This window comes from Nocardioides sp. NPDC057767 (assembly GCF_042798275.1).
In the GTDB taxonomy this organism is placed as follows: domain Bacteria; phylum Actinomycetota; class Actinomycetes; order Propionibacteriales; family Nocardioidaceae; genus Nocardioides.
Genome location: NZ_JBHVKJ010000025.1, coordinates 54,817 through 80,277, shown reverse-complemented (window position 1 = coordinate 80,277; position 25,461 = coordinate 54,817). Strand labels below are relative to the sequence as shown.

Here is a 25,461-nt window from a genome sequence, read left to right as displayed (position 1 = left end):
CTCCTATTCGGACCTGCCGAGATCGGAACTGCCGATGAAGGACAGGTGGTCGAGACGGTCGAGGATCAACCCCTCCCGCAGCGCCCACGGGCAGATCTCGAAGGCCTCCAGGTCGAAGATGTCGAGGCACGCCTCGGCGACCAGCGCACCGGGCACGATCTGATGGGCACGCGAAGGGCTGACCCCGGGCAGCTCGGAGAGCTCCTCGAGCGACATCTCCAGCAGCTTGGGGATCCAGTCGCGCAGCTCGGACAGCGGCAGCTGGCGGCGCACGCGCAGCCCCTCACCACTCGGGGCGGCACCACAGATGCGGGCCAGCGAGCGGAACGTCTTCGAGGTCGCCACCGCCATGTCCGGCTGGCCGTCGCGCAGTATCTTGCCCGCGTCCTCGGCGATCGTGGCGCGGATCGTCCGGCGCAGCTCCCGCTGCTCATCCTCCGTCGGCCGGTCACCGAAGTAGCTGCGCGCGAGCCGGCCGGCGCCCAGCGGCAGCGACCAGGCGACGTTCGGCTGCTCGTCCAGTCCGGCCGCGATCTCCAGCGAGCCGCCGCCGATGTCGAAGACGGCGAGCCGGCCGGCGGACCAGCCGAACCAGCGGCGTACGGCCAGGAAGGTCAGCCTCGCCTCGTCGTCGCCCGGAAGGACCTCGATCTCGACCCCGGTCTCGGCATGTACGCGGTCGAGCACCTGCTGCGAGTTGCCCGCATCGCGCACCGCCGAGGTGGCGAACGCCAGCGTCTCCGAGACGCCCTTCTCCTCCCCGACCCGCACCGACTCGCGGGTGAACTCGGTCAGCGCCTCGATCCCCGTCTCGGTCACGTCGCCGGAGTCGTCGAGGTGCTCCGCCAGTCGCAGCGGCTGCTTGAACGAGAACGCCGGAAGCGGGGCCGCCCCGCCGTGGGCGTCGACCACGAGCAGGTGTCCCGTGTTCGATCCGATGTCGAGTACGCCCAGACGCATGGGTCTACGCTACTTCGCCGCGACGCCCCGCGCGCACGCAGTGTTCCAATGCTCGCTGTGCGGACGACGTCAGCGCCCGGCCGTGGCCGCGGCGCGCTCGGAGCTCTGGGCGGGAACGGAGACAGCAGGCTCCCCGATCCGGGCGTTGGCCAGTCCCGCGAGCACGACCACGAGCGCAGCGGCGGCCGGCAGGAGCAGGGCGGCCTCGGTGCCCCAGCGCTCGGCGATGTCGCCCGTGACCGCGGAGGCCAGGGACTGGCCGAGGATCACGGCGGAGCCGAGCATGGTCATCACCGTTGCGGACCGGCCGGCGGGGCTGCGGCGGGCACCGAGGCCGTACTGGGTGACCAGGGTCGGGCCGATGCCGAGGCCGATGACGAGCAGCGCGAGGATCATCCCGGTCACCGAGGAGACGCCCGACAGGGTGAGGGCGCCGGCGAGCATCACGCCGCCGAAGACCAGCCAGCGCGCGGTCGCGGTGAAGCCCACGGGGAAGGCGGCGACACCCAGCGCGAGCGCGGCGGACCCGATGCCCATCGCGGCGTAGACCAGGCCCGCCTGCTCCGGTCGCCCGTGGTCGGCCATGAAGGCGGTCAGCGAGGTGAGCATCGAGCCGAAGAAGAGGCCGACGCCGAGGATGCCGACGACGATGACGACCACGCCCGGACGGGCAAGCTCGCGCACGGAGCCGACAGCCGGCGAATGTCTGGCAGAGGCCTGCGCGGTCGCGGCGCTCGGGTGGAGGGCGAAGGCGGAGACGAAGACCAGGGTGAGCGCCGCCGCGGCGACGACCGGCGCCCACGGGTCGATCGTCACCGCGAGGATGCCTGCGACCACGGGACCGACGATGAAGACGATCTCGTCGGCCGCCGACTCGTAGGCCATCGTCGAGTTGAGCACCCGGACACGCCGCCCCGGAACGATGCACGCGGAGATGATCGCCACCAGCCGCGACCGCGACAGCGGCGCGATCTGCGGGGCGGTGGCGCCGACCAGGAAGGCGACCGCCAGCACCGCCGTGTCCGGCAGCGGGCTGTAGACCACCCAGGCCATCGCGCCCAGCGCCGCGGTGCTCGCGACGCTGATCGCCAGCAGCACCCGGCGCTGGCCGAACCGGTCGACGGCAGCGCCGAGGAGCGGACCGCACACCGCGGCACCGATCCCGACCATCGCCGAGTTCAGACCGCCGAGCGCCAGCGAGCCGCGGCCCGCGACGACAAGCGTCAGCACCCCGACGACCATCATCGCGTACGGCAGCCGCGCGACCAGCGCGAGTGGGAAGTACGTCCCCCCGACGGCGCGCACCAGACTCTGCTCGCCCTGCTCCGACATCTCTTTCGAACCTCCCGCTGCGAACCGCGGCTCTGTGCCGCCTTGGTCCGCCGGCGGGGCCAGCGCGAGGTGATACACACAATGGATACGGAGCGGTGGCTCCGTCCCTACAAGAATACGCCGCTGGCCCCGGCCCTTCGGAATCGCCGCAGAGTCGTCTTCGTCACGGTTCGAGGTCGACCATCCCCTTGCCACTGAGGATGTCGAGCGGCACCGAGACCTGGTCGTGGGCGATCACCCAGGTGCCGTCGATCTTCCGCAGACCGTAGGTGACCCGGACCCACATCCCGGTCGTCGCGACCCCGTTCTTCATGGTCCCGCTGAGCCGGCCGAAGGCGTACCCGAACGCCACGTCGTCACCGACGGTGAGCGTCAGGTCCCGCAGCTCGTAGTCGACGGTCCCGAAGACCTCGAAGACCCTCGCCCAGCTCGCGAGCTTCGCCTCGATCCCGACGTGCTGGAGAGGCGGCTCCACGTCGAAGGAGACGACATCGGGTGCGTACGGCTCCCGCAGGATGTCGAGGTCCTTGGCCCGCAGTCCCTCGATGATCCTCTCGATCCGACCGCGGATCGCGGCCTCGTCCACGGCGCTCATGACCGCGCTCCCGAAACGCCGACGAGACCGTCGGTGGCCCGCAGCGGCGCGAGCGCCGTGCTCCATGCGACGACCTGGTCGAGCAGGGCGGTCAGCGCGACGGCGTGACGATCCCCGGGCACGAACGTGGCGTGGTTCTCGAAGTCGGTGAACAGCGAGAGCTCCACCGGACGGCTCACGTCGGCCATGCCCAGCGTTCCGCAGACCGTACGCAGCTGGGCGACCGCGCGAGCGCCGCCGCTGACTCCGTACGAGACGAACCCGACCGCCTTGTTCGTCCACTCCGCGCAGGCGTGGTCGATGGCGTTCTTCAGGACTCCGGGCATGCCGCCGTTGTACTCCGGGGTGACGATCACGAAGCCGTCGAACGGGGCGATCCGCGCCGCCCAGTCGCGGGTGTGCTGGTTCACCGACGGCCCGAACATCGGCGGCACCGGCTCGTCGAGGTGCGGGAGCGGGTGATCGACCAGATCGATCACGTTGAAGGTCGCGTCGTCGCGGCGCGAGGCCAGGTCGTGGACCCAGTGGGCGACCTGCGGGCCATTGCGGTTGGGGCGAGTGCTGCCGAGGATGATGCCGATGCTGATCACGTCCGGACTCCTTGTGTTTCGTGGTGGTTCTGCTGCCCCTCCGACGAAGGAGACGTACGGAATGTCAGGCGGTCTCACAGATCGGGTCGCTGTTTCGTCGGATCGGTTGTAGACCTGCAGACGAAGGAGCCGCCATGACCGACCCGCACCTCGCCGAGGTGATCGGTGAGCGCCGCCAGCTCATCAACCTCGCCTACCGTCTGCTCGGCTCGCTCGCCGAGGCCGAGGACGTGGCGCAGGAGACCTACACCCGCTGGTACGCACTCACCGAGCAGCAGCGGGAGGCGATCGACTCTCCCGGCGCCTGGATGACGACGGTCGCCAGCCGGATCTGCCTGGATCTGCTCGGCTCCGCCCGGGCCCGGCGGGAGCACTACGTGGGCGACTGGATCCCGGAGCCGGTGCCGGGTGGCTGGCTCGACACCGGGTCGGCGCCGGCAGACCCCGCGGACCGGGTCACCCTCGACGAGTCGGTCAGCATGGCCTTCCTGGTCGTGCTCGACTCGATGACCCCGGCCGAGCGGGTCTCCTTCGTCCTGCACGACATCTTCCGCTACACCTTCAACGAGATCGCCGACGTCGTCGGCCGCACCCCTGCCGCCTGCCGCCAGCTCGCCTCCCACGCCCGCCGCCGCATCGACACCTCCCGCGACCACTCGGCCGCCGAGCGCGCCGACCTGGTCCGCAGCTTCAAACACGCCTGGGAGTCCCACGACATCCAGGCCCTCGTCGGCCTGCTCGACCCCGATGCGGTCGCCACCGCCGACGGCGGCGGCCTCGCCCTGGCCTTCCTCGAGCCGATCAGCGGCGCCGAGCAGATCGCCTCCGCCTGGATGGATATCGCCGCCCGCGCTCCCGAGGTGACGCTCCAGGAGTGCCTCGTCAACGGCCAGGCCGGTCTCGTCGGCCAGGTCGACAGCACCACCGTCTCCGTTTACGCCTTCGACGTCGCCGACGGTCGCATCACCCGCATCTGGGCCGTACGCAACCCGGAGAAGCTGCGTCCGTGGATCGCACGGTGAACCTCTCGACACCGGACGACCACGTAGGCTTGCGAGGTGGCCGAGGTACCCCTGGATTTCCCGCGCGCGTGGGTGGAGTTCGTCAACCCCGACGACCCGGACGAGCGGATGCGATGCGACCTGACCTGGTTGACGTCGGCCTACTCCTGCATCTTCGGCAACGGCTGCCCGGGGATGTTCAAGAGCTCGCCGGACGTGGGGTGCTGCACGCTCGGGGCACACTTCGCGGACGAGGAGGACGAGGCCCGGACCGCGAGGTTCGTCGCCGAGCTGACACCGGAGACCTGGGAGCAGCACCCGGGGCGTGAGGTGACGACCGACGACTGGGTCGAGCTCGACGAGGACGGCGAGCGGAAGACGCGGGTAACCGAGTTCCGCGGGCAGGAGTCGTGCGTCCTGGCCAACCGGCCGGACTTCGCCGGCGGATCGGGGTGCGCGCTGCACATCCTGGCCGCCCAGGAGGGCCGGGAGCACTTCGAGACGAAGCCGGACGTGTGCTGGCAGCTGCCGATCCGGCGTACGTTCCGTGACGTCGAGCTGACCGACGGGACGACCTACACCGAGGTGACGATCACCGAGTACGACCGGCGCGGCTGGGGGCCGGGCGGCCACGACCTCGACTGGTACTGCTCCGGCAACACCGAGGCCCACGTCGCCGTCGAGCCCGTCTACCTCACCAACGCGGCCGAGCTGACCGAGCTGATGGGCAAGGCTGCGTACGCCGAGCTCGTCCGCCACTGCGAGGCGCATGTCCGCTCGAGGTCCGCCCTGGCCCTCCATCCCGCCAGCCCGCGCTGAACCCCCGGGTGTATCTCGACATCAAGAGATAGCGACCCTGGATTGGTTTCTCTCTCAGGGAGAGTTCAGAATCGTTACATGCGCCTGGACCATGTTTCGTACGCTGCAGGACCCGATGGCTTGGTACAGACCGCCAAGCAGCTCGGTGAGCTGCTCGGCCAGGAGTTCGTCGACGGCGGTGTCCACCCCCGCTTCGGCACCCGCAACTACATCCTCCCGATGCGTGGCGGTCTCTACCTCGAGGTCGTCGAGGCGCTCGAGCATCCGGCCAGCGACAAGGCCCCGTTCGGGCAGGCCGTCAAGGCCCGCTCCGCCCTGGGCGGCGGCTGGATCGGCTTCGTCATCGGCGTCGACGACATGACCCCGATCGAGGAGCGGCTCGGCCGCAAGGCTGTCCCCGGCAACCGTCACCTCCCCGACGGCCGCGAGCTCCACTGGCAGCAGATCGGCATCAACGGCCTGATCGCCGACCCGCAGCTGCCCTACTTCATCAAGTGGGAGACCCCCGACCTCCACCCCGGCAATGCCGGTTCCGACATCACCCTCACCGACCTGGAGATCTCCGGCGACCCGGAGCGGGTCAAGGACTACCTCGGCGACGAGCTGAAGGAACGCGTCGACCCGTGGACCGGCAAGCCCGCCGAGAACGTCCACATCGACTGGGTCGCCGAGCACGGCACCCCCGGCCTGCTCGCCGCCAAGTTCGTGACGCCGCGCGGCGAGGTCCGGATCTGACCCGGCGCGGGTGGTCGAGCTTGTCGAGACCCCCCGTCGAGCAGACATGAGCCGCGCTGACCTGCCCGGCGCAACGGGAGCGATCCCGAGTCCCAACATCTGGAACCACACCGCGACGTACGAGATCGAGAACCGTGCGCTCGACCCGCACGGACGCCTGTGGGCGGCGATGGCAGAGACCGCGCCGTGGGCCGGGCGGGATGTGCTCGACCTGGGCTGCGGGACCGGGTTCTACCTGCCGAGGTTCGCCGAGGAGGCCCGCTCCGTCACCGGGATCGAGCCCCACCCGGATCTGGTGACGCTGGCCCGACGGCGTACGAGACGACTCCCGAACGTCGCCGTCCACAACGGCGTAGCGCAGCAGCTGCCGCTGCCGCCGGCGTCGGTCGACGTGATGCACGCCCGCTGGGCCTACTTCTTCGGCCCGGGCTCCGAGCCGGGGCTCGGCGAGCTCGACCGGGTGATGCGCCGTGGGGGCGTGGCGATGGTGATCGACAACGACGGCTCGCGCTCGACCTTCGGCGGATGGTTCCGCCGCGGCTACCCGAAGGTCCCGCCACCCGAGGAGCAGGAGCGGTTCTGGTCGATGCACGGCTGGACGCGCGTCCCCGTCGACATGGACTGGTCCTTCGCCTCGCGCGCCGAACTGGAGGCGGTCGCCCGCATCGAGTTCGACCCCGCGACCGCGGCCGCGATCCTGGAGGAGCACCAGGGGACGTACGTCGACTACGCGGTCAACCTCTGGTGGAAACGCTTCTGATCGGCAGGGCTAGAGGCGGGTCGCGGTCCGGACGAGCGTGGCCAGGGCGAGCGAGCGGCTGTGCGGCGGCCAGGCGATGACCGTGGTGACCTCGGGGGCGTCGAGCACCGGGACGGTGACGATGCCGTGATGCTGCTCGGCGCGTGCGGACTCCGGCAGGATCGCGTACGCCCGGCCGAGCCCGATCAGCTGATAGAGCTGCGCCGAGTCGCGGACCTCGGGGCCGGGGCCGTCGGCGTAGCCGCCGCCCGACGGCCAGCGCATCGGCGGGAGGCCAGGGACGTCGTCGAGGTCCGCCATCGTCAGCTGGGACCGGGTCGACCACGGATGGCTGGAGGGCAGGACCGCGACCTGGCCCTCGGTGAGCAGGTCCTCGGAGTCGAGCCCGTCGACGGAGTCGAACGGGCGATGCAGCAGCGCGACGTCGGCCCGGCCGTCGCGGAGCCTCGGCCCCTGCTCCCCGATGCCGCACAGGTCGACCTCCACCTTCACCGAACCCGGCTCCGCGGCGTAGGCGTCGAGCAGCTTGGTCAGCAGCTCCGTCGAGGCTCCGGCCTTGGAGACCAGGACCAGACCCGGCTCGGCACCGTCGCCGGTGGCACGACGGGTGCGTCGCTCGGCCGCGTCGATCGCATCGAGAGCGGCACGAGCCTCGGCGAGGAGCACCCGCCCGGCGTCGGTGAGCGTGACGCCTCGGCTGTTGCGCTCGAGCAGCGGGCCACCCAGACGCCGCTCGAGCTGGCTGATCGCGCGCGACAGCGGCGGCTGGGCGATCCCGAGGCGAGCGGCCGCACGGCTGAAGTGAAGCTCCTCGGCGACCGCGACGAAGTAGCGAAGCTCCCGGGTCTCCATGGTCTCGACCCTAGCTCCGACCTGGGAACATACCCGAGCGGTATAGGCGGCCACCGAGACGATATTGGAGTCTTCCGCGGCCCCTGGCCAGGCTGGACGACATGAGCGAGAACATGATCGCGCTGGTCACCGGCGCCAACAAGGGAATCGGCTACGAGATCGCCGCGGGCCTCGGTGCGCGCGGCTGGAAGGTCGGCGTCGGCGCCCGCGACGAGAGCCGCCGTGAGGCGGCGGTGGAGAAGCTGCGAGCCAACGGCGTCGACGCCTTCGGGGTGCCGCTGGACGTCACCGACGACGCCGGCGTCGCGGCCGCGGCTCGGCTTCTCGAGGAGCAGGGCGGCCTGGACGTACTGGTCAACAACGCCGGCGTCACCGGGGGCATGCCGCAGAACCCGACCGAGATCTCGATCGACCAGATGCGGGTCGCGGTCGAGACCAACGTCTTCGGCGTCGTCCGGGTCACCAACGCGATGCTGCCGCTGCTGCGACGCTCCGCCGCGCCCCGGATCGTCAACATGTCCAGCGGCGTCGGCTCCCTCACCCGGCAGACGGCGTCCGACGATCCGCTGGCCGTGGGACCGATCTCGGTGGCGTACAGCCCGACCAAGAGCTACCTCAACGCCGTCACGATCCAGTACGCCAAGGAGCTGCGCGACACGAACATCCTGATCAACCTCGGCTGCCCCGGATTCGTGGCCACCGACCTGAACGGCTTCCGCGGCGTACGCACGCCCGAGGAGGGCGCCCGGATCGCGATCAGCCTCGCGACCCTGCCCGCCGACGGCCCGACCGGCGGCTACTTCGAGGACGCCGGCGTCATTCCCTGGTGATTACATTCACGCGAAATCCAAGTACACGACGTCAAAGGAGGCCACTCTAGGGAGCGACTCGGGTCCTCTCGGACCTCTCGGAAGATAGGAGCTCCACAGATGCGCCTCACCCCACGCCGCCTCGGCACGGTCATCGGTTCTCTCCTCGTCACGTTGGCGACCAGCCTGGTCGCCATCACCTCTACGGCCGCCCCCGCCCACGCCGACGCCTGCTACACCTGGAGCGGCACGCTCCAGCAGGGGTCCTCGGGCAACGCGGTCACCCAGCTCCAGATCCGCGTCGCCGGCTGGGCGGCCACCGGCACGATCTTCTCGATCGACGGGTCCTACGGCCCGGCGACGACGACCGCCGTACGCAACTTCCAGGCCGCCTACGGGCTCACCGCCGACGGAGTCGCGGGCGCGAACACCTTCAACAAGATCTACGCGCTGCAGGACGACGACTGCACCCCGATCCACTTCGACTGGAGCGAGGTCGACGACGTCTGCTACGGCGGTTGGCCGACGCCGATCTCCGGCGTGACGATCACGCAGGTCAAGGCCAACCTGATGCAGGCGATGTGGCGGGCCGAGGCGATCCGGCACCGGCTCGGCGACAACCCGCTGCGGGTGACCTCGGCCTACCGCTCGAAGGCGTGCAACGACGCGGTCGGCGGAGCCTCCAACAGCAACCACCTCTACGGCCGGGCCATGGATCTGGTGCCCGGCAGCAGCGCGACGACCATGTGCGGCATCGCCCGTGCCTCACGCCAGTCGTTCCCGCAGGTGCTCGGGCCGGGCTACCCCGACCACAGCGACCACATCCACCTCGGCATCCAGTCGAGCGTCTACCACAGCGCCTCGCAGTGCTTCTGAGCTGCTCAGGGTGACTCGGTGAGCTGGTCGGGATCGGCATCGGTCCCGACCAGCTCGCGGAGCCTGTCGTTGACGTCCCAGATCCCGACGTTCATCCCGGCGGTGACGGTCGCACCGCGCCGCCAGTAGGCGATGAACTCGTCGCCCTCGGTGTTGCCACGGAGGATCACCTCGTCCTCGGGCGCGGAGCGCCCGACGTACTCCATCGAGAACTCGAACTGGTCGGTGAAGAAGTAGGGCTGCCAGTCGTAGGCGCCGCCCTTGTCCAGCATCGACCGGGCTGCCAGCCGGCCCTGCTTGATCGCGTTGTCCCAGTGCTCGACCCGTAGCGGGCCGAGCACGGTGTGCTTCGCGAGCGCGACGTCGCCCGCGGCGAAGACCCGAGGATCAGACGTACGCAGCCCCTCGTCGACCACGACGCCGTCGCCGACCTCGAGACCGGCGTCCGCGGCCAGGCTCGTGGCCGGTGCCGCACCGACCGCGACGAGCACGATGTCGGCGGGGATCTCGCCGGCGCTGGTGCGTACGAGACCGGGCTCGATCGCCTCGACGGTCGTCTGGGTGTGGACCTCGACGCCATGACGGGTGTGCAGGGCCGCGACGTGCTCGGCGAGCTCCGGACCGAGGACGTTGAGCAACGGCTGAGCCGCCGCCTCGAGCACGACCGCCTTCCCGCCGAGCGCGGTCACCGATGCCGCGACCTCCAGCCCGATCCAGCCGCCGCCGACCGCGACCACCCGGGTGCCGGGCTCGATCGCTTCCTTGAGGCGGCGGGCGTCCTCGACGGTGCGGAGGGTCATCGCGTTCTCGACGCCCGGGATCGGCGGCGTCCTCGGGGCGGCGCCGGTGGCCAGGAGCAGCTGGTCGAAGGGCAGCTCCTCGCCGTTGTCGAGCGTGACGGTGCCGTCGTCCAGGTTCAGGGCGGTCGCGGTGGTGCCGGTCAGGACGGTGACGTCCTTCTCGGCGAACCACGCCTCGTCGTGGGAGAGCTTGAACTCCTTGGCGCCGGAGAGGAAGTCCTTGGAGAGCTGCGGTCGCTCGTAGGGCAGCTCCGGCTCCTTCCCCACCAGGGTCAGGCGGCCGGCGTACCCCTCGTCACGAAGGGCCTCGATGGCGCTGACTGCCGCGAGACCAGCACCGATGACGACGATGTCGTTCGTGTCCTCTGTTCCCATGAGGCCATCGTCGCGCGGATCGCTCAGTCTATGAAGACCCTCGGACGGTCAGGGCGGGTTTCAGCATCACGCCGGGCGCGGCGTAGGACGGAGTGGCCAGCAGCTCCTCGAGCGCCTTGACCAGCTCGCGCGCGGCCTCCTCGAGCGGAGGACGTACGGAGGTGATGCCCGGCGGCACCGTCTGCGCGACCTGGGAATCGTCGAAGCCGACCACCGCGATGTCCTCGCCGAGCCGCAGACGTCGCTCGAAGAGTGAGTGGAGCACGCCCATCGCGAGCGTGTCGGAGGCACAGACCAGCGCGGTCGGCTCGGTCTCGTCGAGGATCGCGTCGGCGGCGGCCTTGCCCGAGCTGATCGAGTCCTCGGTGCGCGAAGCCAGGCCGGTGGTCGAGAGGCCGTGGGTGTGCATCGCGTGGATCCAACCGCTTCGCCTCTCCTCACCCAGGAGGGAGTCCTTGTGCCAGCCGATCCAGGCGATCTTGGAGTGGCCACGCTCGATCAGGTGCTCGGTGGCGATCTCGGCACCATAGGCGAGGTCGACGTCGACCCAGGGGTGCTTGGCGTCGGGCTGGGTCCAGGGACGCCCGAAGGAGACGAACCGTGCCCGCCGGGACTGCAGCCAGGTCGTCTGCTGGCCGCCGAGATGGGTGTCGGTGACCACGAACGCGTCGACCGCGGTCGAGCGGAGCAGCTCGTCGTAGCCGTCGAGCGGGTCGGCGGGGTCGCCGTGGAAGAGGAGCACGTGATAGCCGGCTTCGGCCGCCGCCTCCACGAAGGTGTGGACGAAGCGGTCCATCGTCGCGTTGGCCGTGCCCTCCTGGAGAGCGGGCATCCTCAGGCCGATCAGATGGCTGGCTCGCGTCCTCAGGCTCCGGGCGGCGCGGTTGGGCTGGTAGCCGAGCTTGTCGATCGCGTCCTGCACGCGGGCCAGGGTGTCGGCACGCAGCAGGTCAGGGTTGTTGACCGCGTTGGACACGGTCTGGCGGGACACGCCGGCCAGCTCCGCGACGTCCGCGAGGGTCGGCGGAGCGGCCGAGATGTGACCGCCGGAACGCGGCACCGCCACGCTCTGCCTCCCTTGACGCCGATGTGGAACTCTGGATCGTTCCAAGCCATGGTAACGACTGCTGGCCCCTGGGGACGCTTTCAGGGTCAATGTTGGTCTCGACCCGCTTCGCGGGTTCGCGGGCTCACCCGCTGCGCTCGCTCGACCTCCTCCCGTTGCGCCGCCGCTCGTGCCTCGCGGCGACGCAGGTTCGGATGTCGGTGCCTTGGTCTAAGTTGCTGGCCATGGCTACCGCACGCTCGTCCAAACGCGCCACCTACCGCTGCTCGGAGTGCGGCTGGGAGACCGGGAAGTGGGTCGGCCGCTGCGGCGAGTGCCAGGCGTGGGGGTCGGTCGCCGAGACGGCGGCCCCGATCGGCCGTACGCCGTCGGCCCCCGTCTCCACCGCGGCCGTGCCGATCGGCAAGGTGTCGGTGACCGAGTCGGAGCGGCGTACGTCAGGGGTGCCGGAGCTCGACCGGGTGCTCGGCGGCGGGCTGGTGCCGGGGGCCGCGATCCTGCTGGCCGGTGAGCCGGGCGTCGGCAAGTCGACGCTGCTGCTGGAGGTGGCGGCGCAGACAGCACGCTACGGGCGGCGTGCCTTGTATGTGACCGGCGAGGAGTCGGCGTCGCAGGTGCGCCTGCGGGCCGACCGGACCAACGCGATCCAGGACGAGCTCTATCTGGCCGCCGAGACCGACCTCGGTGCCGTGCTGACCCATATCGAGGAGACCCGGCCCGACCTGATCGTGGTCGACTCCGTGCAGACCATCGGCGCCTCCGGGGTCGAGGGAGTTCCCGGTGGCGTGACCCAGGTGCGCGAAGTCGCGGCGGCGCTGATCCGGGTCGCCAAGACCCGCAACATCACCACCGTCGTGGTCGGCCACGTGACCAAGGACGGGGCGATCGCCGGGCCGCGGGTGCTGGAGCACCTGGTCGACGTGGTCCTCCACTTCGAGGGTGCCCGCGACTCCCGGTTCCGGATGGTGCGGGCGATGAAGAACCGCTTCGGCCCGGTCGACGAGGTGGGCTGTTTCGACCTGTCCTCGGAGGGCATCGTCGCGGTCACCGACCCGTCCGGGCTCTTCGTGGAGACCCATCACGTCTCTGTCCCCGGCACCTGCGTCACTGTGACGATGGAGGGTCGCCGGCCGCTGCTCGCCGAGATCCAGGCGCTGACGGTGCTGGGAGCGGAGGAGCGGGCGAAGCGTACGACCTCGGGGTTGGACGGCTCCCGGCTCGCGATGATCCTCGCCGTGCTGCAGCGGCACGCACGGGTCGGCCTCTCGGGCCGTGACGTGTTCGCCTCGACCGTGGGCGGGGCCCGGATCAGTGACCCGGCCGCCGACCTGGCGATGGCGCTCGCGGTCGCCTCCAGCCACACCGGCACGCCGACTCCACGCGGGGTGGTGGCGCTCGGGGAGATCGGCCTGGCCGGCGAGCTGCGGCGCGTGCGCGACCTCGACCAGCGGCTCTCCGAGGCGGCGCGGCTGGGGTTCACCGTCGCGGTCGTCCCGGCCGACCCGGGCACTCCGGTGCCCAACCGACCCAATGAGCGCGACGTCGACGGGATGCGTGTCTTTGAGGTCCACAGCATCAGTGCCGCGCTGGAATTCCTCCGCTTGGTGTGATCGGCTTGGGGACTCGTGGCCGATCGTTCTCGGCATTACGGTTGGATCCACGGTTAGAATCACCCCATCCCACTCCGAAAGGAATCTCGTGCCCGCCGACCGCACCGCGGACTCCATCCGACTGCGCGAGACGCTCGCTCTGATCGCGCCCGGAACACCGCTGCGTGACGGGCTCGAGCGCATCCTTCGCGGCCGCACCGGCGCGCTGATCGTGCTCGGCTACGACAAGATGGTCGACGCCATCTCGACCGGCGGCTTCACGCTGGACGTGCCGTTCACCTCCACCGGCCTGCGCGAGCTGGCCAAGATGGATGGGGCGATCATCGTCGACGACTCGCTGAGCCGCATCGTGCAGGCCGCGGTCCACCTGATGCCCGACCACACCATCCCCTCGACCGAGACCGGCACCCGCCACCGCACCGCCGACCGGGTCGCCAAGCAGACCGGTCATCCGGTGATCTCGGTGTCCCAGTCGATGCAGATCATCGCTGCGTACGTCGGGGACACCCGCCACGTCCTGGAGGACTCCGGCCAGATCCTCTCCCGTGCCAACCAGGCGCTGGCGACCCTGGAGCGCTACAAGCTCCGGCTCGACGAGGTGGCCTCCACCCTGTCGGCGCTGGAGATCGAGGACCTGGTGACCGTGCGCGACGTCGCCGTCGTCGCCCAGCGCCTGGAGATGGTCACCCGCATCGCCCGCGAGATCGAGGACTACGTGCTCGAGCTCGGCACCGATGGCCGGCTGCTGTCCCTCCAGCTGGAGGAGCTCATCACCGGCGTCGACGCCGAGCGCGAGATGGTCATCCGCGACTACCTCCCCCGCGGCCGCCGCGCGCGCTCGCCCGAGGAGCTGCTCGCCGAGCTCGAGGCGCTCAACTCCGCCGAGCTCGTCGACCCCGCCGCCACCGCCCGTGTCCTCGGCCTGACCACCTCGGATGCCTTGGACGGCGCCGTCGCCCCGCGCGGCTACCGCCTCCTCGCGAAGGTCCCCCGACTCCCACCCGCCGTGGTCGACCGGCTCGTCGACCACTTCGGCACCCTGCAGAAGCTCCTCTCCGCCAGCGTCGACGACCTTCAGGCCGTCGAGGGCGTCGGCGAGCTCCGCGCCCGCTCGGTCCGCGAGGGCCTCTCCCGCCTGGCCGAGTCCACCATCCTCGAGCGCTACGTCTGACCCCCTGCCGAGGCGTCAGCCCGGTCGGCCGAAGCGTCACGTACGCCGGCCGAGTTGGCACTTACGTCGGCCGAGTTGGCACGGCGTGCCAACTCGGACGACCTGGTTGACGTCTCGGCTATCGGTTGACCGGCGAGTCGGGTTCCGTACGCGACAGCGCAGTGCCCGGCTTGTAGAGGCCGAAAGTGGCGGATGCCGGCTCGCCACCGAGGGCGGCGGCGACGATCACGAAGAAGTTCGGCTTCACCCACGGGCCGTGTCCGGTGCACTCGCCGGCGACGACACGGCGGCCGGTCCAGGTCAGGGGCAGCGTGGTGACGACATCGCGGCGTACGACGACCTCCTTGGTCGGCACCGCCTTGGGGCAGTCGACCGTGGACCAGACCAGGTCGCCACCCTTCTGCGAGATCCGCACCTGCAGAGCGTCTGCGGACAGCTTCCAGGTGCACGCGGTCGCCTTCACGGTGCGCAACTGCAGCGGGATGGTGACGTTGTCGTAGGAGTAGCCGTCGGAGACGGCGGGCTCGACGACGATGTCGGAGGGCGAGCACTCGCCGGTCGGCTCCGGCGGCGCGCTGCTCTTCGGCTTCGCGGGCTTCTTGTTGCCCCCCGCCTTGCCCGCCTTCTTCGACGGCTCCGCACTGGGCGTCGGCGTGACCGTCACGGTGGCGGTGGGCTGGTCGGCAACCGGCTTCGCGGTGTCGTCCGACCCGTCGGATCCGTTGAGGAAGAAGCGCGAGATCCCGACGATCAGGAGCATGACGATGCCGAGCACCGCCAGCCTCCGACGCCAGTAGACCGAGGCCGGCAGTCGTCCTCCAGTCCTTCTCGCACGGGCCATAGGCGACACCGTAATGACCCTTCGCCCAGGTTTCGGGGTGCCACTCCGTGGCAATACCTGTCGCACGGCACAATCGGGGTGTGACCGAACTCCACGACGCCGTTCTGGACTGGTACGACGCCAACGCCCGCGACCTCCCGTGGCGGACCGCGACCGCGACTCCGTGGTCGGTGATGGTCAGCGAGTTCATGCTCCAGCAGACCCCGGTCTCCCGTGTGCTCCCCGTCCACGAGGCCTGGCTGGAGCGCTGGCCGACCCCCGCCGACCTGGCCGCGGAGGCCACGGGCGAGGCCGTCCGCGCCTGGGGCCGTCTCGGCTACCCGCGCCGAGCCCTACGCCTGCACGCCGCCGCCACCGCGATCGTCGAGCAGCACGGCGGCGAGGTGCCCGACTCCTACGACGAGCTGATCGCGCTCCCCGGCGTCGGCGACTACACCGCGGCAGCCATCGCCACCTTCGCCTACGGCAAACGCCACGTGGTCCTCGACACGAACGTACGCCGCGTCTTCGCCAGGACGCTCAGCGGCGTCGAGTTCCCCGCGCAGTCCGTCAACAAGGCCGAGCGCGAGCTCGCCGCCGGGGTACTCCCCCACGACGAGCCCACCGCCGCCACCTGGTCGGTCGCCGTCATGGAGCTCGGCGCCCTGGTCTGCACCGCGGCCAGCCCAACCTGTGCTCGCTGCCCCGTCGCAGACCTCTGCGCCTGGCGTGCGGCCGGCCACCCCGCGTACGACGGCCCGCCTCGCAAGGTCCAGACCTGGGCCGGCACCGATCGCCAGTGCCGCGGCCGGCTTCTGGCCGTGCTCCGCGACGCCGACTCCCCCGTCCACCGCAGTCGCCTCGACGTCGTCTGGTCCGACGAGACCCAACGCAAACGCGCCCTGGAAGGCCTGTTGAAGGACAATCTGGCCGCCGAGGTGGAGCCGGACTTCTTCGCCCTCCCCTAACCTCCAGCCGAAACCGCAGAAATGGAGGACGAAACTCTACTTTCGTCCGCCACAACTGACGTCTCGGCCGCCATTTCTGCCCACTCGGCGGGGATATAAAAGCAAACGCCCCGGCCTAAGCGGCCGGGGCGTCGCTTTTGACCGACTACTCCGAGTCGGGCTTCGGCTTCTCGATGTTGATCGGCTCATCCTGGTCGGGGAGCTCGATATCGGTCACGGTCGCGCCCTCGAGAGGAGGTACGTCCGGAATCGAGGAACGCTTCTGACCCTCGAAGGTGAACTTCGCGGCCGGGCCCTCGCCCTCGATGTCGACCACGACGATCGAGCCGGGGCCGATGTCGCCGTAGAGCATCTTCTCGGCGAGCACGTCCTCGATCTCGCGCTGCACCGTGCGGCGCAGCGGACGGGCACCCAGGACCGGGTCGAAACCGCGCTCGGCGAGCAGCTTCTTCGCAGCCGTGGTGAGCTCGATACCCATGTCGCGGTCCTTGAGGCGGACCTCGACGGCACCGATCATGTTGTCGACCATCGCGATGATCTGCTCCTGCGACAACGGCGGGAACACGATGACCTCGTCGACACGGTTGAGGAACTCCGGACGGAAGTGCTGCTTGAGCTCGTCGGAGACCTTGGCCTTCATCTTCTCGTAGGAGCCCGCGGCGTCGCTGGCCTGGGAGAAGCCCAGGTTGACCGACTTCGCGATGTCCCGCGTGCCGAGGTTGGTGGTCATGATGATGACCGTGTTCTTGAAGTCGACCACCCGGCCCTGGGAGTCGGTCAGGCGACCTTCCTCCAGGATCTGCAGCAGCGAGTTGAAGATGTCCGGGTGGGCCTTCTCGACCTCGTCGAAGAGGACCACGGAGAACGGCTTGCGGCGCACCTTCTCGGTGAGCTGGCCACCCTCCTCGTAGCCGACGTAGCCCGGAGGCGAACCGAAGAGCCGCGAGACGGTGTGCTTCTCGCCGAACTCGGACATGTCGAGCTGGATCAGCGCGTCCTCGTCGCCGAAGAGGAACTCGGCGAGCGTCTTGGACAGCCAGGTCTTACCGACACCGGAGGGACCGGCGAAGATGAACGAACCGCCGGGGCGCTTCGGGTCCTTCAGACCGGCACGCGTGCGTCGGATGGCGCGGGACAGGGCCTTGACCGCCTCGTCCTGGCCGATGACGCGCTTGTGGAGCTCGTCCTCCATACGCAGCAGGCGCTGGGACTCCTCCTCGTTGACCTGCACGATCGGAATGCCGGTCGCCACGGCCAGAACCTCGGCGATCAGCTCCTCGTCGACCTCGGCGACCTCGTCCATGTCGCCGGCACGCCAGGCCTTCTCACGCTCGGCCTTCTTGGCGATGAGCTGCTTCTCCTCGTCGCGCAGACGCGCGGCCGCCTCGAAGTCCTGGCCGTCGATCGCGGCCTCCTTGCGCTGGCGCACGTCGGCGATCTTGTCGTCGTACTCCCGCAGGTCGGCCGGGGCCGTCATCCGACGGATGCGCAGGCGCGAGCCGGCCTCGTCGATCAGGTCGATCGCCTTGTCGGGCAGGAACCGGTCGGAGATGTAACGGTCGGCCAGGGTCACCGCGGATACCAGGGCCTCGTCGGTGATCGTCACCCGGTGGTGGGCCTCGTAACGGTCGCGGATGCCCTTGAGCATCTCGATCGCGACCGCGATCGACGGCTCCGGCACCTGGATCGGCTGGAAACGGCGCTCGAGAGCGGCGTCCTTCTCCAGGTATTTCCGGTATTCGTCGAGCGTGGTCGCACCGATGGTCTGCAGCTCACCACGAGCCAGCATCGGCTTGAGGATCGAGGCGGCGTCGATCGCGCCCTCGGCCGCACCGGCACCGACGAGGGTGTGGATCTCGTCGATGAACAGCACGATGTCGCCGCGGGTCTTGATCTCCTTGAGCACCTTCTTCAGGCGCTCCTCGAAGTCACCGCGGTAACGCGAGCCGGCGACCAGCGCACCCAGGTCGAGGGTGTAGATCTGCTTGTCCTTGAGCGTCTCGGGCACGTTGCCCTTGACGATGTCCTGGGCCAGCCCCTCGACGATCGACGTCTTGCCGACGCCGGGCTCACCGATGAGGACCGGGTTGTTCTTCGTACGCCGCGAGAGCACCTGCATCACGCGCTCGATCTGGCCCTCACGACCGATGATCGGGTCGAGCTTGCCCTCGCGGGCGTCCTGGGTCAGGTTGCGGCCGAACTGGTCGAGGACGAGGCTGGACGAAGGCGCCTCGGTGGAGGTGGTGCCGGTCGACGCGGTGGCGCCGGAGGTGCCGGCCTGGCCCTCCTTGCCCTGGAAGCCCGAGAGCAGCTGGATGACCTGCTGGCGGACCCGGTTGAGGTCGGCGCCGAGCTTCTGCAGCACCTGGGCTGCGACGCCCTCGCCCTCACGGATCAGGCCGAGCAGGATGTGCTCGGTGCCGATGTAGGAGTGGCCGAGCTGCAGCGCCTCGCGCAGGGACAGCTCGAGCACCTTCTTGGCACGCGGCGTGAACGGGATGTGCCCGGACGGTGCCTGCTGCCCCTGGCCGATGATCTCCTCGACCTGGTTGCGGACCGCCTCGAGCGAGATGTCGAGGGACTCGAGAGCCTTGGCCGCGACGCCCTCGCCCTCGTGGATCAGACCGAGCAGGATGTGCTCGGTCCCGATGTAGTTGTGGGAGAGCATGCGGGCCTCTTCCTGGGCCAGCACGACCACCCGGCGGGCTCGGTCAGTGAACCGCTCGAACATGTACGCATCTCTCCTAAGAATTCTGGGGCGTCACCAAGATTCAACCCCGCAGACAGCCTACGCGTTCCCGACAACACAACGCGATCCGTGCGCTGAGAGCGAACACGCGTTCCGCACCCCGGACAGCGCCGCCCGCACGGGCAGCCACACAAACGCGGCTGCCGCGCCCGGAGGGCACGGCAGCCGGTCGTTCGGTGCGGCGAGATCCGCCGGTCAGTGAGCCGCTTCGAAAGCGGCCCGGACCTCGGCCGGAATGCGGCCACGGTCGGGCACCGTGTAACCGTTGGCCTTTCCCCACTCGCGCATGACCTTCGGGGTCGACCCGCCGGCGGCGGGAGCCTTCTTGGCGCTGCCGCGACGGCCGCTCACCTTCTGGGCGTGACCGATGAAGAGCGCGAGAGAATCACGAAGCTTTGCCGCATTGGCGTCGCTGAGATCAATCTCGTAAGAGGTGCCGTCCAGGGCGAAAGACACCGTCTCCGCAGCTTCCGAGCCGTCGATGTCATCCTCGAGGATGATCTGAACCTTCTTAGCCATGTTCCTACCTTCACTGCTCTTCACCCGGAAACGGGCCGAATATAGGCCCCGCGGTTAAGCGAGATGCGCATAGCATTACATATCATCCAGATGAATCAACAGGGCGGCATACCGAAAACCGCTAACGGCCGACATTCCTCTGGAATATGAGTTCCAGACCCTGCATCGTCAGCCACGGAGAATGCACCGAGAAGCATTTACTCTCACCGAGAACGAACTCCGCGAGATAGCCGGTCGCAATCACCGTCACATCGTCCGCGGCGACGCCCAGCTCGGCAATGATCCGGGCGACCATACCCTCGACCTGCGCCGCGACTCCGAACACCATTCCGGACTGCAGCGCCTCGACCGTGTTCTTGGCGATCACCGACCGCGGACGGGCGAGCTCGACCTTCCGCAGCTGCGCGCCGCGCCGGCCCAGGGCCTCGAGCGACAGCTCGATCCCCGGCAGGATCGCACCGCCGACGTACTGTCCGGCAGCGTTGACCACGTCGAAGGTCGTCGCCGTGCCGCGGAAGTCGACCGCGATCGCCGGGCCGCCGTGGAGCGCCACGGCCGCGACCGCGTTGGCGATCCGGTCGGTGCCGACCTCGCGCGGATTGTCCATGAGGATCGCGATGCCGGAGCGTACGCCCGGCTCGACCACCACGCTCTCGACCGAGCCGAGATGGCGGGCGATCATCTCGCGCCACTCGTGCAGGACCGAGGGCACGGTCGCGCACACCACCACGCCGTCCACACTCGCCACCAGCGCATCGCCGAGGATCCCCCGCAGCAGCGCCCACCATTCGTCGGCGGTGCGGTGCTCGAGCGTGGAGACCTTCCAGTCGGCGGACACGACACCATCGGCGATCAGCCCGAGAACCGTGTGGCTGTTGCCGATGTTGACAGCGAGCAGGGACATGGCGGGTCGCCTCAGCCCTCGGACAGGTCGAAGCCGATGTCGAAGACCTTCACCGAATGGGTCAGCGCGCCGACGGAGAGATAGTCGACACCGGTCTCGGCGACCTCGCGGGCCCGGTCGAGGGTCAGCCCACCGGACGCCTCGAGCACCGCACGTCCGGCGGTGATCTCGACGGCCTCCTTCATCATCGCGGTCGACATGTTGTCGAGCATGATTCGGCCGCAACCGGCGTCGAGCAGCGCCTCGAGCTCCTCGATCGTGGTCACCTCGACCTCGATCGGCACGTCCGGGTAGGCGAACCTCACGGCCTCGTAGGCCTGCACCGCGCCGCCGGCGGCGACGATGTGGTTGTCCTTGACCAGCGCCATGTCGCACAGCGACATCCGGTGGTTGGCGCCGCCGCCGCAGCGCACGGCGTACTTCTCCAGGGCCCGGAACCCCGGCAGCGTCTTGCGGGTGTCGAGCACCTGCGCGCCGGTGCCCTCCAGGGCCTCGGTCCAGGCCGCGACGCCGGTGGCGACACCGGAGAGGTGGGAGGCGTAGTTGAGCGCCGTACGCTCCGCGGTCAGCAGCCCGCGGGTCGGCCCGGCGATCCGCATGATGACGTCGCCGGCCTTCACCTTGGAGCCGTCCTTGACACGGTCGGTGACCGTGACCGAGTCACCCATGACGTACGCGAAGACGAGCTCGGCCACGCCGAGGCCGGCCACCACGCCGTCCTCCCGGGCGGCGAAGACGCCGATCCCGGTCGAGTCGGGGGCGATCGTGGCCACCGACGTGACGTCCTCGCTGGGCATCTCACCGGGAGCGGCCGAGGGCAGGTCCTCGTCGAGGGCGAGCTCGACGGCGTCGTAGACCTCGCCGGCGTCGAGGCCGGCCTTGGTCAGCTCGTCGCGCAGCGACTGCGGGATCTCGTCGAAGGGCACGCGTCGGATGGTCATCAGGCTCCTGCCATGGTTGACGGGTTTGCGGTGGTCCGGGAGGGATCGGTCGCCGGGGCCGGGGTGAAGCTGACGACAGTCTCGCCGTCCCGGAGCCGAACGTCGAAGTGGCCGGCGAACCCGGCGTCGTCGCGCTCGGCGAAGTCCTCGCGCCAGTGGGAGCCGCGGGTCTCCTCGCGCAGCAACGCGGACTTCGCCAGGGCGAGGGAGACGGTCAGCAGGTTGGTCGCCTCCCAGGCGGCGGGATCGATCTCGGTCGCGGCAGTCGTGCCGAGCTCGTCCAGCTCGTCGATCGCCTCAGCGAGACCGGTCGCGTTGCGGAGCACCCCGACCTTGGTCGTCATCGTCTCCTGCAGCCGCTTGAGCGCGGTGCCCGGGACGAGCGGGCGCCCCGTGCCGGCACCCGGCTCGGGATCCTCCAGCTGACGCAGCTCACCGGGCAGCACCTCGGCGATCCGGCGGGAGAAGACCAGCCCCTCGAGCAGCGAGTTGGAGGCGAGCCGGTTGGCGCCGTGGACACCGCTGCAGGCGACCTCACCGGTGGCGTAGAGACCGGGTACGTCCGAACGGCCCCACAGGTCCGTGCGTACACCGCCGGAGGCGTAGTGGCACGCCGGGGCGACCGGGATCAGGTCGACGGACGGATCCACGCCGTGCGAGAGCAGCGAGGCGAGGATGTTCGGGAAACGGCGCTCCCAGAACGCCCGGGTGGCCGAGGTCTCCTCTGCGGTGATCTCGACAGGCTCGATCACCGATCGGGCGAGGTGACGGGCGTCGAGCCACATGTTCGGGTGACCGGTCTCCAGCATCCGCTTCATGATCGCCTTGGAGACGATGTCGCGCGGCGCCAGGTCCTCGAGCTCGTGGACGCCCTTCATCAGCCGGTTGCCGTCCCAGTCCACCAGGAAGGCGCCCTCGCCGCGTACGGCCTCGGAGATCAGCGGCTGCTGGCCGCGGGAGTCCTCACCCAGATACATCACCGTCGGGTGGAACTGGACGAACTCCAGGTCGCGCAGCGTCGCACCGGCCCGCAGCGCGATCGCCATCCCGTCGGCCGTGGCGACGGCGGGGTTGGTGGTCTGCGAGAAGACCTGGCCGAGACCGCCGGAGGCGAGGACGACAGCCCGGGTACGCACGATCCCGACGCCGTCCGCGTCACCCTCGCCCATCACGTGGATGGTCAGGCCGGCGACGCCGCCGTCGGCGGCGGTCAGCAGGTCGACGACCATCGCGTGCTCGAAGACCAGGATCTCCGGAGCGCGACGGACCGCCTCCATCAGCGCGCGCTGGATCTCGGCGCCGGTCGCGTCGCCGTCGGCGTGCGCGATCCGGTCGCGGCGGTGACCGCCCTCCCGGGTGAGCGACAGGTTGCCCTCGGGGTCCTTGTCGAAGTCGGCGCCCCACTCGATGAGCTCGCGCACGGCCTCGGCGCCCTCACCGACCAGGACGCGTACGGCCTCGAGGTAGCACGCCCCGGCGCCCGCCACGAGCGTGTCGACCTCGTGCTGGTCGGGGGTGTCACCCTCGCCGAGCGCGGCCGCGATGCCGCCCTGGGCCCACTGCGTCGAGCCGGCCTGGAGCACGTCCTTGGTGACGACGGCGACCCGCTCGACCTGGTCCTTCAGCCGCAGCGCCGCGGTCAGCCCGGCGATCCCCGAGCCCACCACGATCACGTCCGCCCACTCGGTCCAGCCCGGATCACGGGCGGAGAGCAGCTGCATGTTCATAGCCGCACGCTACTGCGTGAGAACGAGCGGTCCACGCAACTGGTCGGTCCCTGGAACCGGCTCGCTCCGGTCGGAGCCGAGCGCGACGATGTGGTTGTCCCCGTCCACGTGGACGACGTGCGGCTCGAAGGCCTTGGCCTCCTCGGTGGTCATCTGCGCGTACGCGATGAGGATGACGAGGTCGCCGGGGTGGACCAGGTGGGCGGCGGCGCCGTTGATCCCCAGGACGCCGGACCCGCGCTCGCCCGCGATCGTGTAGGTCTCCAGGCGGGCACCGTTGGTGATGTCGACGATGGAGACCAGCTCGCCGGGGAGGATGTCCGCGGCGTCGAGGAGATCTGCGTCGACGGTCACCGAGCCGACGTAGTGGAGGTCTGCCTGGGTGACCGTGGCGCGGTGGATCTTGCCGGTCATCATGGTGCGCAGACGAGTCATCGGGATGCTCCGATCGTGAGGCTCATGTTGTCGATGAGTCGGGTCGTGCCGACCCGGGCGGCGATGAGGATCCGGGCTTCGGTGCCCGGCTCCGGGTTGGTGGGCAGCTCCGCGAGCGCGGGGTCGGTGACCACGAGGTAGTCGAGGTCGACGCCCTTCGAGCGACGCAGCTCGGCGCGGGCCGCCTGGAGCGCGGCGTCCACACCCGAAACGGCCTCGCGCTGCGCGGCGTAGAGCGCCCGCGACAGCGTGGTCGCCTCCTCCCGCTGCTCGGGCGAAAGGTAACGGTTGCGCGAGGAGAGGGCCAGGCCGTCGGGCTCGCGCTGGGTCGGGGCACCGACGACGTCGACGCCGAGGCACAGATCGGCCGACATCCGGCGGATCAGTGTCAGCTGCTGGTAGTCCTTCTCGCCGAAGACGGCGACATCTGGCTTGACCAGCCCGAACAGCTTCGCGACGACGGTGAGCACGCCGGCGAAGTGGCCAGGCCGGGTCTTTCCCTCGAGCACCTCGGCGAGCGGACCGGGAGCGACGGTGACCTGCGGGTCGCCGCCGGGGTAGACCTCGTCGACCGAAGGCGCGAAGACCACGTCGACGCCCTCACGCTCGCAGACCTCCAGGTCCGCCTCGAGCGTGCGCGGGTAGCGGTCGAGGTCCTCGCCCGCTCCGAACTGCAGCGGGTTGACGAAGATCGACACGACGACCGGACCGCCGCCGACCCGCTCACGGACGACCCGCATCAACGACGCGTGCCCCTCGTGGAGCGCGCCCATCGTCGGCACGAAACCGACCATGGCACCGTCGCGGCGGGCGGGGTCGAGGAGCTTCGCGAGCTCCTCACGAGTAGAGGCGAGAACGGTCATCACTGGTTCCAGAGGTGGGCGGGACGCGGCAACGGCTGCACCGCGGTGCGATCGGCCTCGTCGAGGAGGTTCTTGATCTTGAGCGCCCGGATCGGCACCAGCCGCCCGTCGGAGACGGCCCGGTCGAGCGTGGCCCGCGCCATCGAGACGTACGAGGCCAGGGTCTGCGGCGCGTTGGTGCGGATGTCGTCGAGGTGGGCCGCCACCGTGCCGGCATCGCCGCGGACGATCGGGCCGGTCAGCGCCGCGTCGCCGTGGTCCAAAGCGTTGTCGAGGGCGGCGGTCAGCAGCGGGCGGAGCGTGCCCGCAGGGTCGGTGGCACCGGCGGCGGCGAGGATCTCCATCGCCTCGGTGACCAGGGTGACCAGGTGGTTCGCGCCGTGGGCGAGCCCGGCGTGGTAGAGCGTCCGCATCTCCTCGGGCACCCACATCGGGTTGCCGCCGAGATCGTGGACCAGGGCCTCGGCGAAGGCCCGGTCGGCGGGCGTGGCGGCGGTCAGGCCGAAGACGCAGCCCGAGAGCCGGGCTAGGTCGACCGAGGTGCCGGAGAAGGTCATCGCCGGGTGGACGGCCATCACGTGGGCGCCGATGGCAGCGGCCGGCTCGAGGATCGCCAGGCCGTGGCGGCCGGAGGTGTGGGCGACGTACATCCCGGGGCGGATCGCGCCGGCGTCGGTCATCGTCTGGACGACGTTGCCGAGCATGTCGTCGGGGACGGTGAGCAGCAGGAGGTCGCACGCGCGGGCGACGGCGGTCGGCTTCTCGACCGGGACCCCCGGGAGAAGCGAGGCGATGCGTGCGCGAGAGGCGTCGGACTCACCCGCGACAGCCACGATCTCGTGGCCGGCGGTGCGCAGTGCGGCTGCAAGGACGGCCCCGACGCGACCCGCGCCGACGACGCCCACCCTGAGTGGGTTCATGGTTGTAGACCTTTCGTTCCAGTCCCTCCGACCACTCCCCCTTGTGAGCGGAGCCGGGTTGGGTACCAGACGTTGTGCCTGCGTGCTCGGCCACCGTGACCGAGCCGAAACAAAGGTACGCCGCCGGTCACTCTTCCGAAACATCTCGCTGGTGTGGCACGCGTCACGCCGGCCTGACGACTCCATACCTGCCCTGGCATCGGGCTGGAACCGCGGTGGAACACACGACATGCTGACCACCCCCACTGATTCAGGTGAACGGGA

The 25,461-nt window shown here is 69.9% G+C and carries 25 protein-coding genes; 9 read left to right on the top strand and 16 right to left on the bottom strand.

The genetic code is table 11. The annotated features are described in order from the left end of the window. Positions 1–3 precede the first annotated feature (3 nt). From ACFVDI_RS14730 to ACFVDI_RS14715, 4 genes are all read right to left on the bottom strand, one after another. Positions 4–960 (bottom strand): Ppx/GppA family phosphatase, encoded by a 957-nt coding sequence (locus tag ACFVDI_RS14730; RefSeq protein WP_378906178.1) that lies wholly within the window; start codon positions 958–960, stop codon positions 4–6. Between the two features lie 69 nt (positions 961–1,029). Further along, positions 1,030–2,292: an MFS transporter gene (locus ACFVDI_RS14725; RefSeq protein ID WP_378906176.1), complete on the bottom strand. Its 1,263-nt coding sequence runs from the start codon at positions 2,290–2,292 to the stop codon at positions 1,030–1,032. A 163-nt stretch (positions 2,293–2,455) separates the two neighbouring features. Continuing rightward, entirely contained in the window at positions 2,456–2,887 is a 432-nt protein-coding gene (locus ACFVDI_RS14720; RefSeq protein WP_378906174.1) for a YybH family protein, read from the bottom strand. Beyond that, positions 2,884–3,477 (bottom strand): NADPH-dependent FMN reductase, encoded by a 594-nt coding sequence (locus tag ACFVDI_RS14715; RefSeq protein ID WP_378906172.1) that lies wholly within the window; start codon positions 3,475–3,477, stop codon positions 2,884–2,886. Before ACFVDI_RS14715 ends, ACFVDI_RS14720 begins: the two co-directional genes overlap by 4 nt. A 134-nt stretch (positions 3,478–3,611) precedes the next feature. Between ACFVDI_RS14715 and sigJ the strand changes: the two genes are divergently transcribed. The 4 genes from sigJ to ACFVDI_RS14695 all read left to right on the top strand — a co-directional run bounded on the left by sigJ (position 3,612) and on the right by ACFVDI_RS14695 (position 6,792). After that, positions 3,612–4,499 carry an RNA polymerase sigma factor SigJ gene (gene sigJ, locus ACFVDI_RS14710; protein WP_378906170.1) on the top strand — a complete coding sequence of 296 codons (888 nt, stop codon included), beginning with the start codon at positions 3,612–3,614 and terminating at the stop codon, positions 4,497–4,499. 36 nt (positions 4,500–4,535) lie between these two features. Further along, entirely contained in the window at positions 4,536–5,297 is a 762-nt protein-coding gene (locus tag ACFVDI_RS14705; RefSeq protein ID WP_378906168.1) for a hypothetical protein, read from the top strand. Positions 5,298–5,375: 78 nt separating this feature from the next. After that, entirely contained in the window at positions 5,376–6,032 is a 657-nt protein-coding gene (locus tag ACFVDI_RS14700; RefSeq protein ID WP_091045019.1) for a VOC family protein, read from the top strand. A gap of 46 nt (positions 6,033–6,078) precedes the next feature. Further along, positions 6,079–6,792: a class I SAM-dependent methyltransferase gene (locus tag ACFVDI_RS14695; protein ID WP_378906166.1), complete on the top strand. Its 714-nt coding sequence runs from the start codon at positions 6,079–6,081 to the stop codon at positions 6,790–6,792. Between the two features lie 9 nt (positions 6,793–6,801). Here the strand turns inward: ACFVDI_RS14695 and ACFVDI_RS14690 are convergent, their stop codons facing one another. Then, positions 6,802–7,644 (bottom strand): LysR family transcriptional regulator, encoded by an 843-nt coding sequence (locus ACFVDI_RS14690; RefSeq protein ID WP_378906164.1) that lies wholly within the window; start codon positions 7,642–7,644, stop codon positions 6,802–6,804. Positions 7,645–7,745: 101 nt separating this feature from the next. Here ACFVDI_RS14690 and ACFVDI_RS14685 point away from each other — a divergent pair, with 101 nt between their 5' ends. Together ACFVDI_RS14685 and ACFVDI_RS14680 are read left to right on the top strand one after the other, a co-directional pair. Next, complete coding sequence (locus ACFVDI_RS14685; RefSeq protein ID WP_378906162.1) at positions 7,746–8,474, top strand: SDR family oxidoreductase; 729 nt, start codon at positions 7,746–7,748, stop codon at positions 8,472–8,474. Between the two features lie 99 nt (positions 8,475–8,573). After that, positions 8,574–9,329: a D-Ala-D-Ala carboxypeptidase family metallohydrolase gene (locus ACFVDI_RS14680; protein WP_378906160.1), complete on the top strand. Its 756-nt coding sequence runs from the start codon at positions 8,574–8,576 to the stop codon at positions 9,327–9,329. Between the two features lie 5 nt (positions 9,330–9,334). Here the strand turns inward: ACFVDI_RS14680 and ACFVDI_RS14675 are convergent, their stop codons facing one another. Next, positions 9,335–10,504 carry an NAD(P)/FAD-dependent oxidoreductase gene (locus ACFVDI_RS14675; protein WP_378906158.1) on the bottom strand — a complete coding sequence of 390 codons (1,170 nt, stop codon included), beginning with the start codon at positions 10,502–10,504 and terminating at the stop codon, positions 9,335–9,337. 28 nt (positions 10,505–10,532) lie between these two features. Beyond that, the gene (locus ACFVDI_RS14670; protein WP_378906156.1) at positions 10,533–11,570 is read right to left on the bottom strand and encodes a LacI family DNA-binding transcriptional regulator; all 1,038 of its coding nucleotides are present in this window, start codon (positions 11,568–11,570) and stop codon (positions 10,533–10,535) included. A gap of 224 nt (positions 11,571–11,794) precedes the next feature. Here ACFVDI_RS14670 and radA point away from each other — a divergent pair, with 224 nt between their 5' ends. Then, positions 11,795–13,180 carry a DNA repair protein RadA gene (gene radA / locus ACFVDI_RS14665; RefSeq protein WP_378906154.1) on the top strand — a complete coding sequence of 462 codons (1,386 nt, stop codon included), beginning with the start codon at positions 11,795–11,797 and terminating at the stop codon, positions 13,178–13,180. Between the two features lie 88 nt (positions 13,181–13,268). Continuing rightward, positions 13,269–14,351, top strand: coding sequence for a DNA integrity scanning diadenylate cyclase DisA (gene disA, locus ACFVDI_RS14660; protein WP_378906152.1), 1,083 nt, complete (start codon positions 13,269–13,271; stop codon positions 14,349–14,351). Positions 14,352–14,469: 118 nt separating this feature from the next. Here disA and ACFVDI_RS14655 read toward each other — a convergent pair whose 3' ends face one another. Then, complete coding sequence (locus tag ACFVDI_RS14655) at positions 14,470–15,192, bottom strand: hypothetical protein (RefSeq protein ID WP_378906150.1); 723 nt, start codon at positions 15,190–15,192, stop codon at positions 14,470–14,472. An 80-nt stretch (positions 15,193–15,272) separates the two neighbouring features. Here ACFVDI_RS14655 and ACFVDI_RS14650 point away from each other — a divergent pair, with 80 nt between their 5' ends. Further along, positions 15,273–16,139: an A/G-specific adenine glycosylase gene (locus ACFVDI_RS14650; RefSeq protein WP_378906148.1), complete on the top strand. Its 867-nt coding sequence runs from the start codon at positions 15,273–15,275 to the stop codon at positions 16,137–16,139. Between the two features lie 145 nt (positions 16,140–16,284). Here the strand turns inward: ACFVDI_RS14650 and ACFVDI_RS14645 are convergent, their stop codons facing one another. From ACFVDI_RS14645 to ACFVDI_RS14610, 8 genes are all read right to left on the bottom strand, one after another. Beyond that, on the bottom strand, positions 16,285–18,870 hold the full coding sequence (locus ACFVDI_RS14645) for an ATP-dependent Clp protease ATP-binding subunit (protein ID WP_378906146.1): 2,586 nt from the start codon (positions 18,868–18,870) through the stop codon (positions 16,285–16,287). 213 nt (positions 18,871–19,083) lie between these two features. Beyond that, positions 19,084–19,407, bottom strand: a complete 324-nt coding sequence (locus ACFVDI_RS14640; protein ID WP_008354872.1) for an Lsr2 family protein — start codon at positions 19,405–19,407, stop codon at positions 19,084–19,086. Positions 19,408–19,528: 121 nt separating this feature from the next. Continuing rightward, positions 19,529–20,311, bottom strand: a complete 783-nt coding sequence (locus ACFVDI_RS14635) for a type III pantothenate kinase (RefSeq protein WP_378906143.1) — start codon at positions 20,309–20,311, stop codon at positions 19,529–19,531. A gap of 11 nt (positions 20,312–20,322) precedes the next feature. After that, positions 20,323–21,252 (bottom strand): carboxylating nicotinate-nucleotide diphosphorylase, encoded by a 930-nt coding sequence (gene nadC / locus ACFVDI_RS14630; RefSeq protein ID WP_378906141.1) that lies wholly within the window; start codon positions 21,250–21,252, stop codon positions 20,323–20,325. Then, positions 21,252–22,979 (bottom strand): L-aspartate oxidase, encoded by a 1,728-nt coding sequence (locus ACFVDI_RS14625; RefSeq protein WP_378906139.1) that lies wholly within the window; start codon positions 22,977–22,979, stop codon positions 21,252–21,254. Before ACFVDI_RS14625 ends, nadC begins: the two co-directional genes overlap by 1 nt. A gap of 9 nt (positions 22,980–22,988) precedes the next feature. Further along, positions 22,989–23,414 carry an aspartate 1-decarboxylase gene (gene panD / locus ACFVDI_RS14620; RefSeq protein WP_378906137.1) on the bottom strand — a complete coding sequence of 142 codons (426 nt, stop codon included), beginning with the start codon at positions 23,412–23,414 and terminating at the stop codon, positions 22,989–22,991. After that, positions 23,411–24,277 carry a pantoate--beta-alanine ligase gene (panC, locus tag ACFVDI_RS14615; protein ID WP_378906135.1) on the bottom strand — a complete coding sequence of 289 codons (867 nt, stop codon included), beginning with the start codon at positions 24,275–24,277 and terminating at the stop codon, positions 23,411–23,413. Before panC ends, panD begins: the two co-directional genes overlap by 4 nt. Beyond that, positions 24,277–25,197, bottom strand: coding sequence for a Rossmann-like and DUF2520 domain-containing protein (locus tag ACFVDI_RS14610; protein WP_378906133.1), 921 nt, complete (start codon positions 25,195–25,197; stop codon positions 24,277–24,279). The genes panC and ACFVDI_RS14610 overlap by 1 nt, the downstream gene beginning before the upstream one ends. Positions 25,198–25,461 lie beyond the last annotated feature (264 nt).

What these genes read in the sequence shown, in the direction of transcription:
- ACFVDI_RS14730 (WP_378906178.1), bottom strand. Translation starts at nt 960, where the DNA reads ATGCGTCTGGGCGTACTCGACATCGGATCGAACACGGGACACCTGCTC.
- ACFVDI_RS14725 (WP_378906176.1), bottom strand. Translation starts at nt 2,292, where the DNA reads ATGTCGGAGCAGGGCGAGCAGAGTCTGGTGCGCGCCGTCGGGGGGACG.
- ACFVDI_RS14720 (WP_378906174.1), bottom strand. Translation starts at nt 2,887, where the DNA reads ATGAGCGCCGTGGACGAGGCCGCGATCCGCGGTCGGATCGAGAGGATC.
- sigJ (WP_378906170.1), top strand. Translation starts at nt 3,612, where the DNA reads ATGACCGACCCGCACCTCGCCGAGGTGATCGGTGAGCGCCGCCAGCTC.
- ACFVDI_RS14700 (WP_091045019.1), top strand. Translation starts at nt 5,376, where the DNA reads ATGCGCCTGGACCATGTTTCGTACGCTGCAGGACCCGATGGCTTGGTA.
- ACFVDI_RS14695 (WP_378906166.1), top strand. Translation starts at nt 6,079, where the DNA reads ATGAGCCGCGCTGACCTGCCCGGCGCAACGGGAGCGATCCCGAGTCCC.
- ACFVDI_RS14690 (WP_378906164.1), bottom strand. Translation starts at nt 7,644, where the DNA reads ATGGAGACCCGGGAGCTTCGCTACTTCGTCGCGGTCGCCGAGGAGCTT.
- ACFVDI_RS14685 (WP_378906162.1), top strand. Translation starts at nt 7,746, where the DNA reads ATGAGCGAGAACATGATCGCGCTGGTCACCGGCGCCAACAAGGGAATC.
- ACFVDI_RS14680 (WP_378906160.1), top strand. Translation starts at nt 8,574, where the DNA reads ATGCGCCTCACCCCACGCCGCCTCGGCACGGTCATCGGTTCTCTCCTC.
- ACFVDI_RS14675 (WP_378906158.1), bottom strand. Translation starts at nt 10,504, where the DNA reads ATGGGAACAGAGGACACGAACGACATCGTCGTCATCGGTGCTGGTCTC.
- radA (WP_378906154.1), top strand. Translation starts at nt 11,795, where the DNA reads ATGGCTACCGCACGCTCGTCCAAACGCGCCACCTACCGCTGCTCGGAG.
- ACFVDI_RS14655 (WP_378906150.1), bottom strand. Translation starts at nt 15,192, where the DNA reads ATGGCCCGTGCGAGAAGGACTGGAGGACGACTGCCGGCCTCGGTCTAC.
- ACFVDI_RS14645 (WP_378906146.1), bottom strand. Translation starts at nt 18,870, where the DNA reads ATGTTCGAGCGGTTCACTGACCGAGCCCGCCGGGTGGTCGTGCTGGCC.
- ACFVDI_RS14640 (WP_008354872.1), bottom strand. Translation starts at nt 19,407, where the DNA reads ATGGCTAAGAAGGTTCAGATCATCCTCGAGGATGACATCGACGGCTCG.
- ACFVDI_RS14635 (WP_378906143.1), bottom strand. Translation starts at nt 20,311, where the DNA reads ATGTCCCTGCTCGCTGTCAACATCGGCAACAGCCACACGGTTCTCGGG.
- nadC (WP_378906141.1), bottom strand. Translation starts at nt 21,252, where the DNA reads ATGACCATCCGACGCGTGCCCTTCGACGAGATCCCGCAGTCGCTGCGC.
- ACFVDI_RS14625 (WP_378906139.1), bottom strand. Translation starts at nt 22,979, where the DNA reads ATGAACATGCAGCTGCTCTCCGCCCGTGATCCGGGCTGGACCGAGTGG.
- panD (WP_378906137.1), bottom strand. Translation starts at nt 23,414, where the DNA reads ATGACTCGTCTGCGCACCATGATGACCGGCAAGATCCACCGCGCCACG.
- panC (WP_378906135.1), bottom strand. Translation starts at nt 24,277, where the DNA reads ATGACCGTTCTCGCCTCTACTCGTGAGGAGCTCGCGAAGCTCCTCGAC.
- ACFVDI_RS14610 (WP_378906133.1), bottom strand. Translation starts at nt 25,197, where the DNA reads ATGAACCCACTCAGGGTGGGCGTCGTCGGCGCGGGTCGCGTCGGGGCC.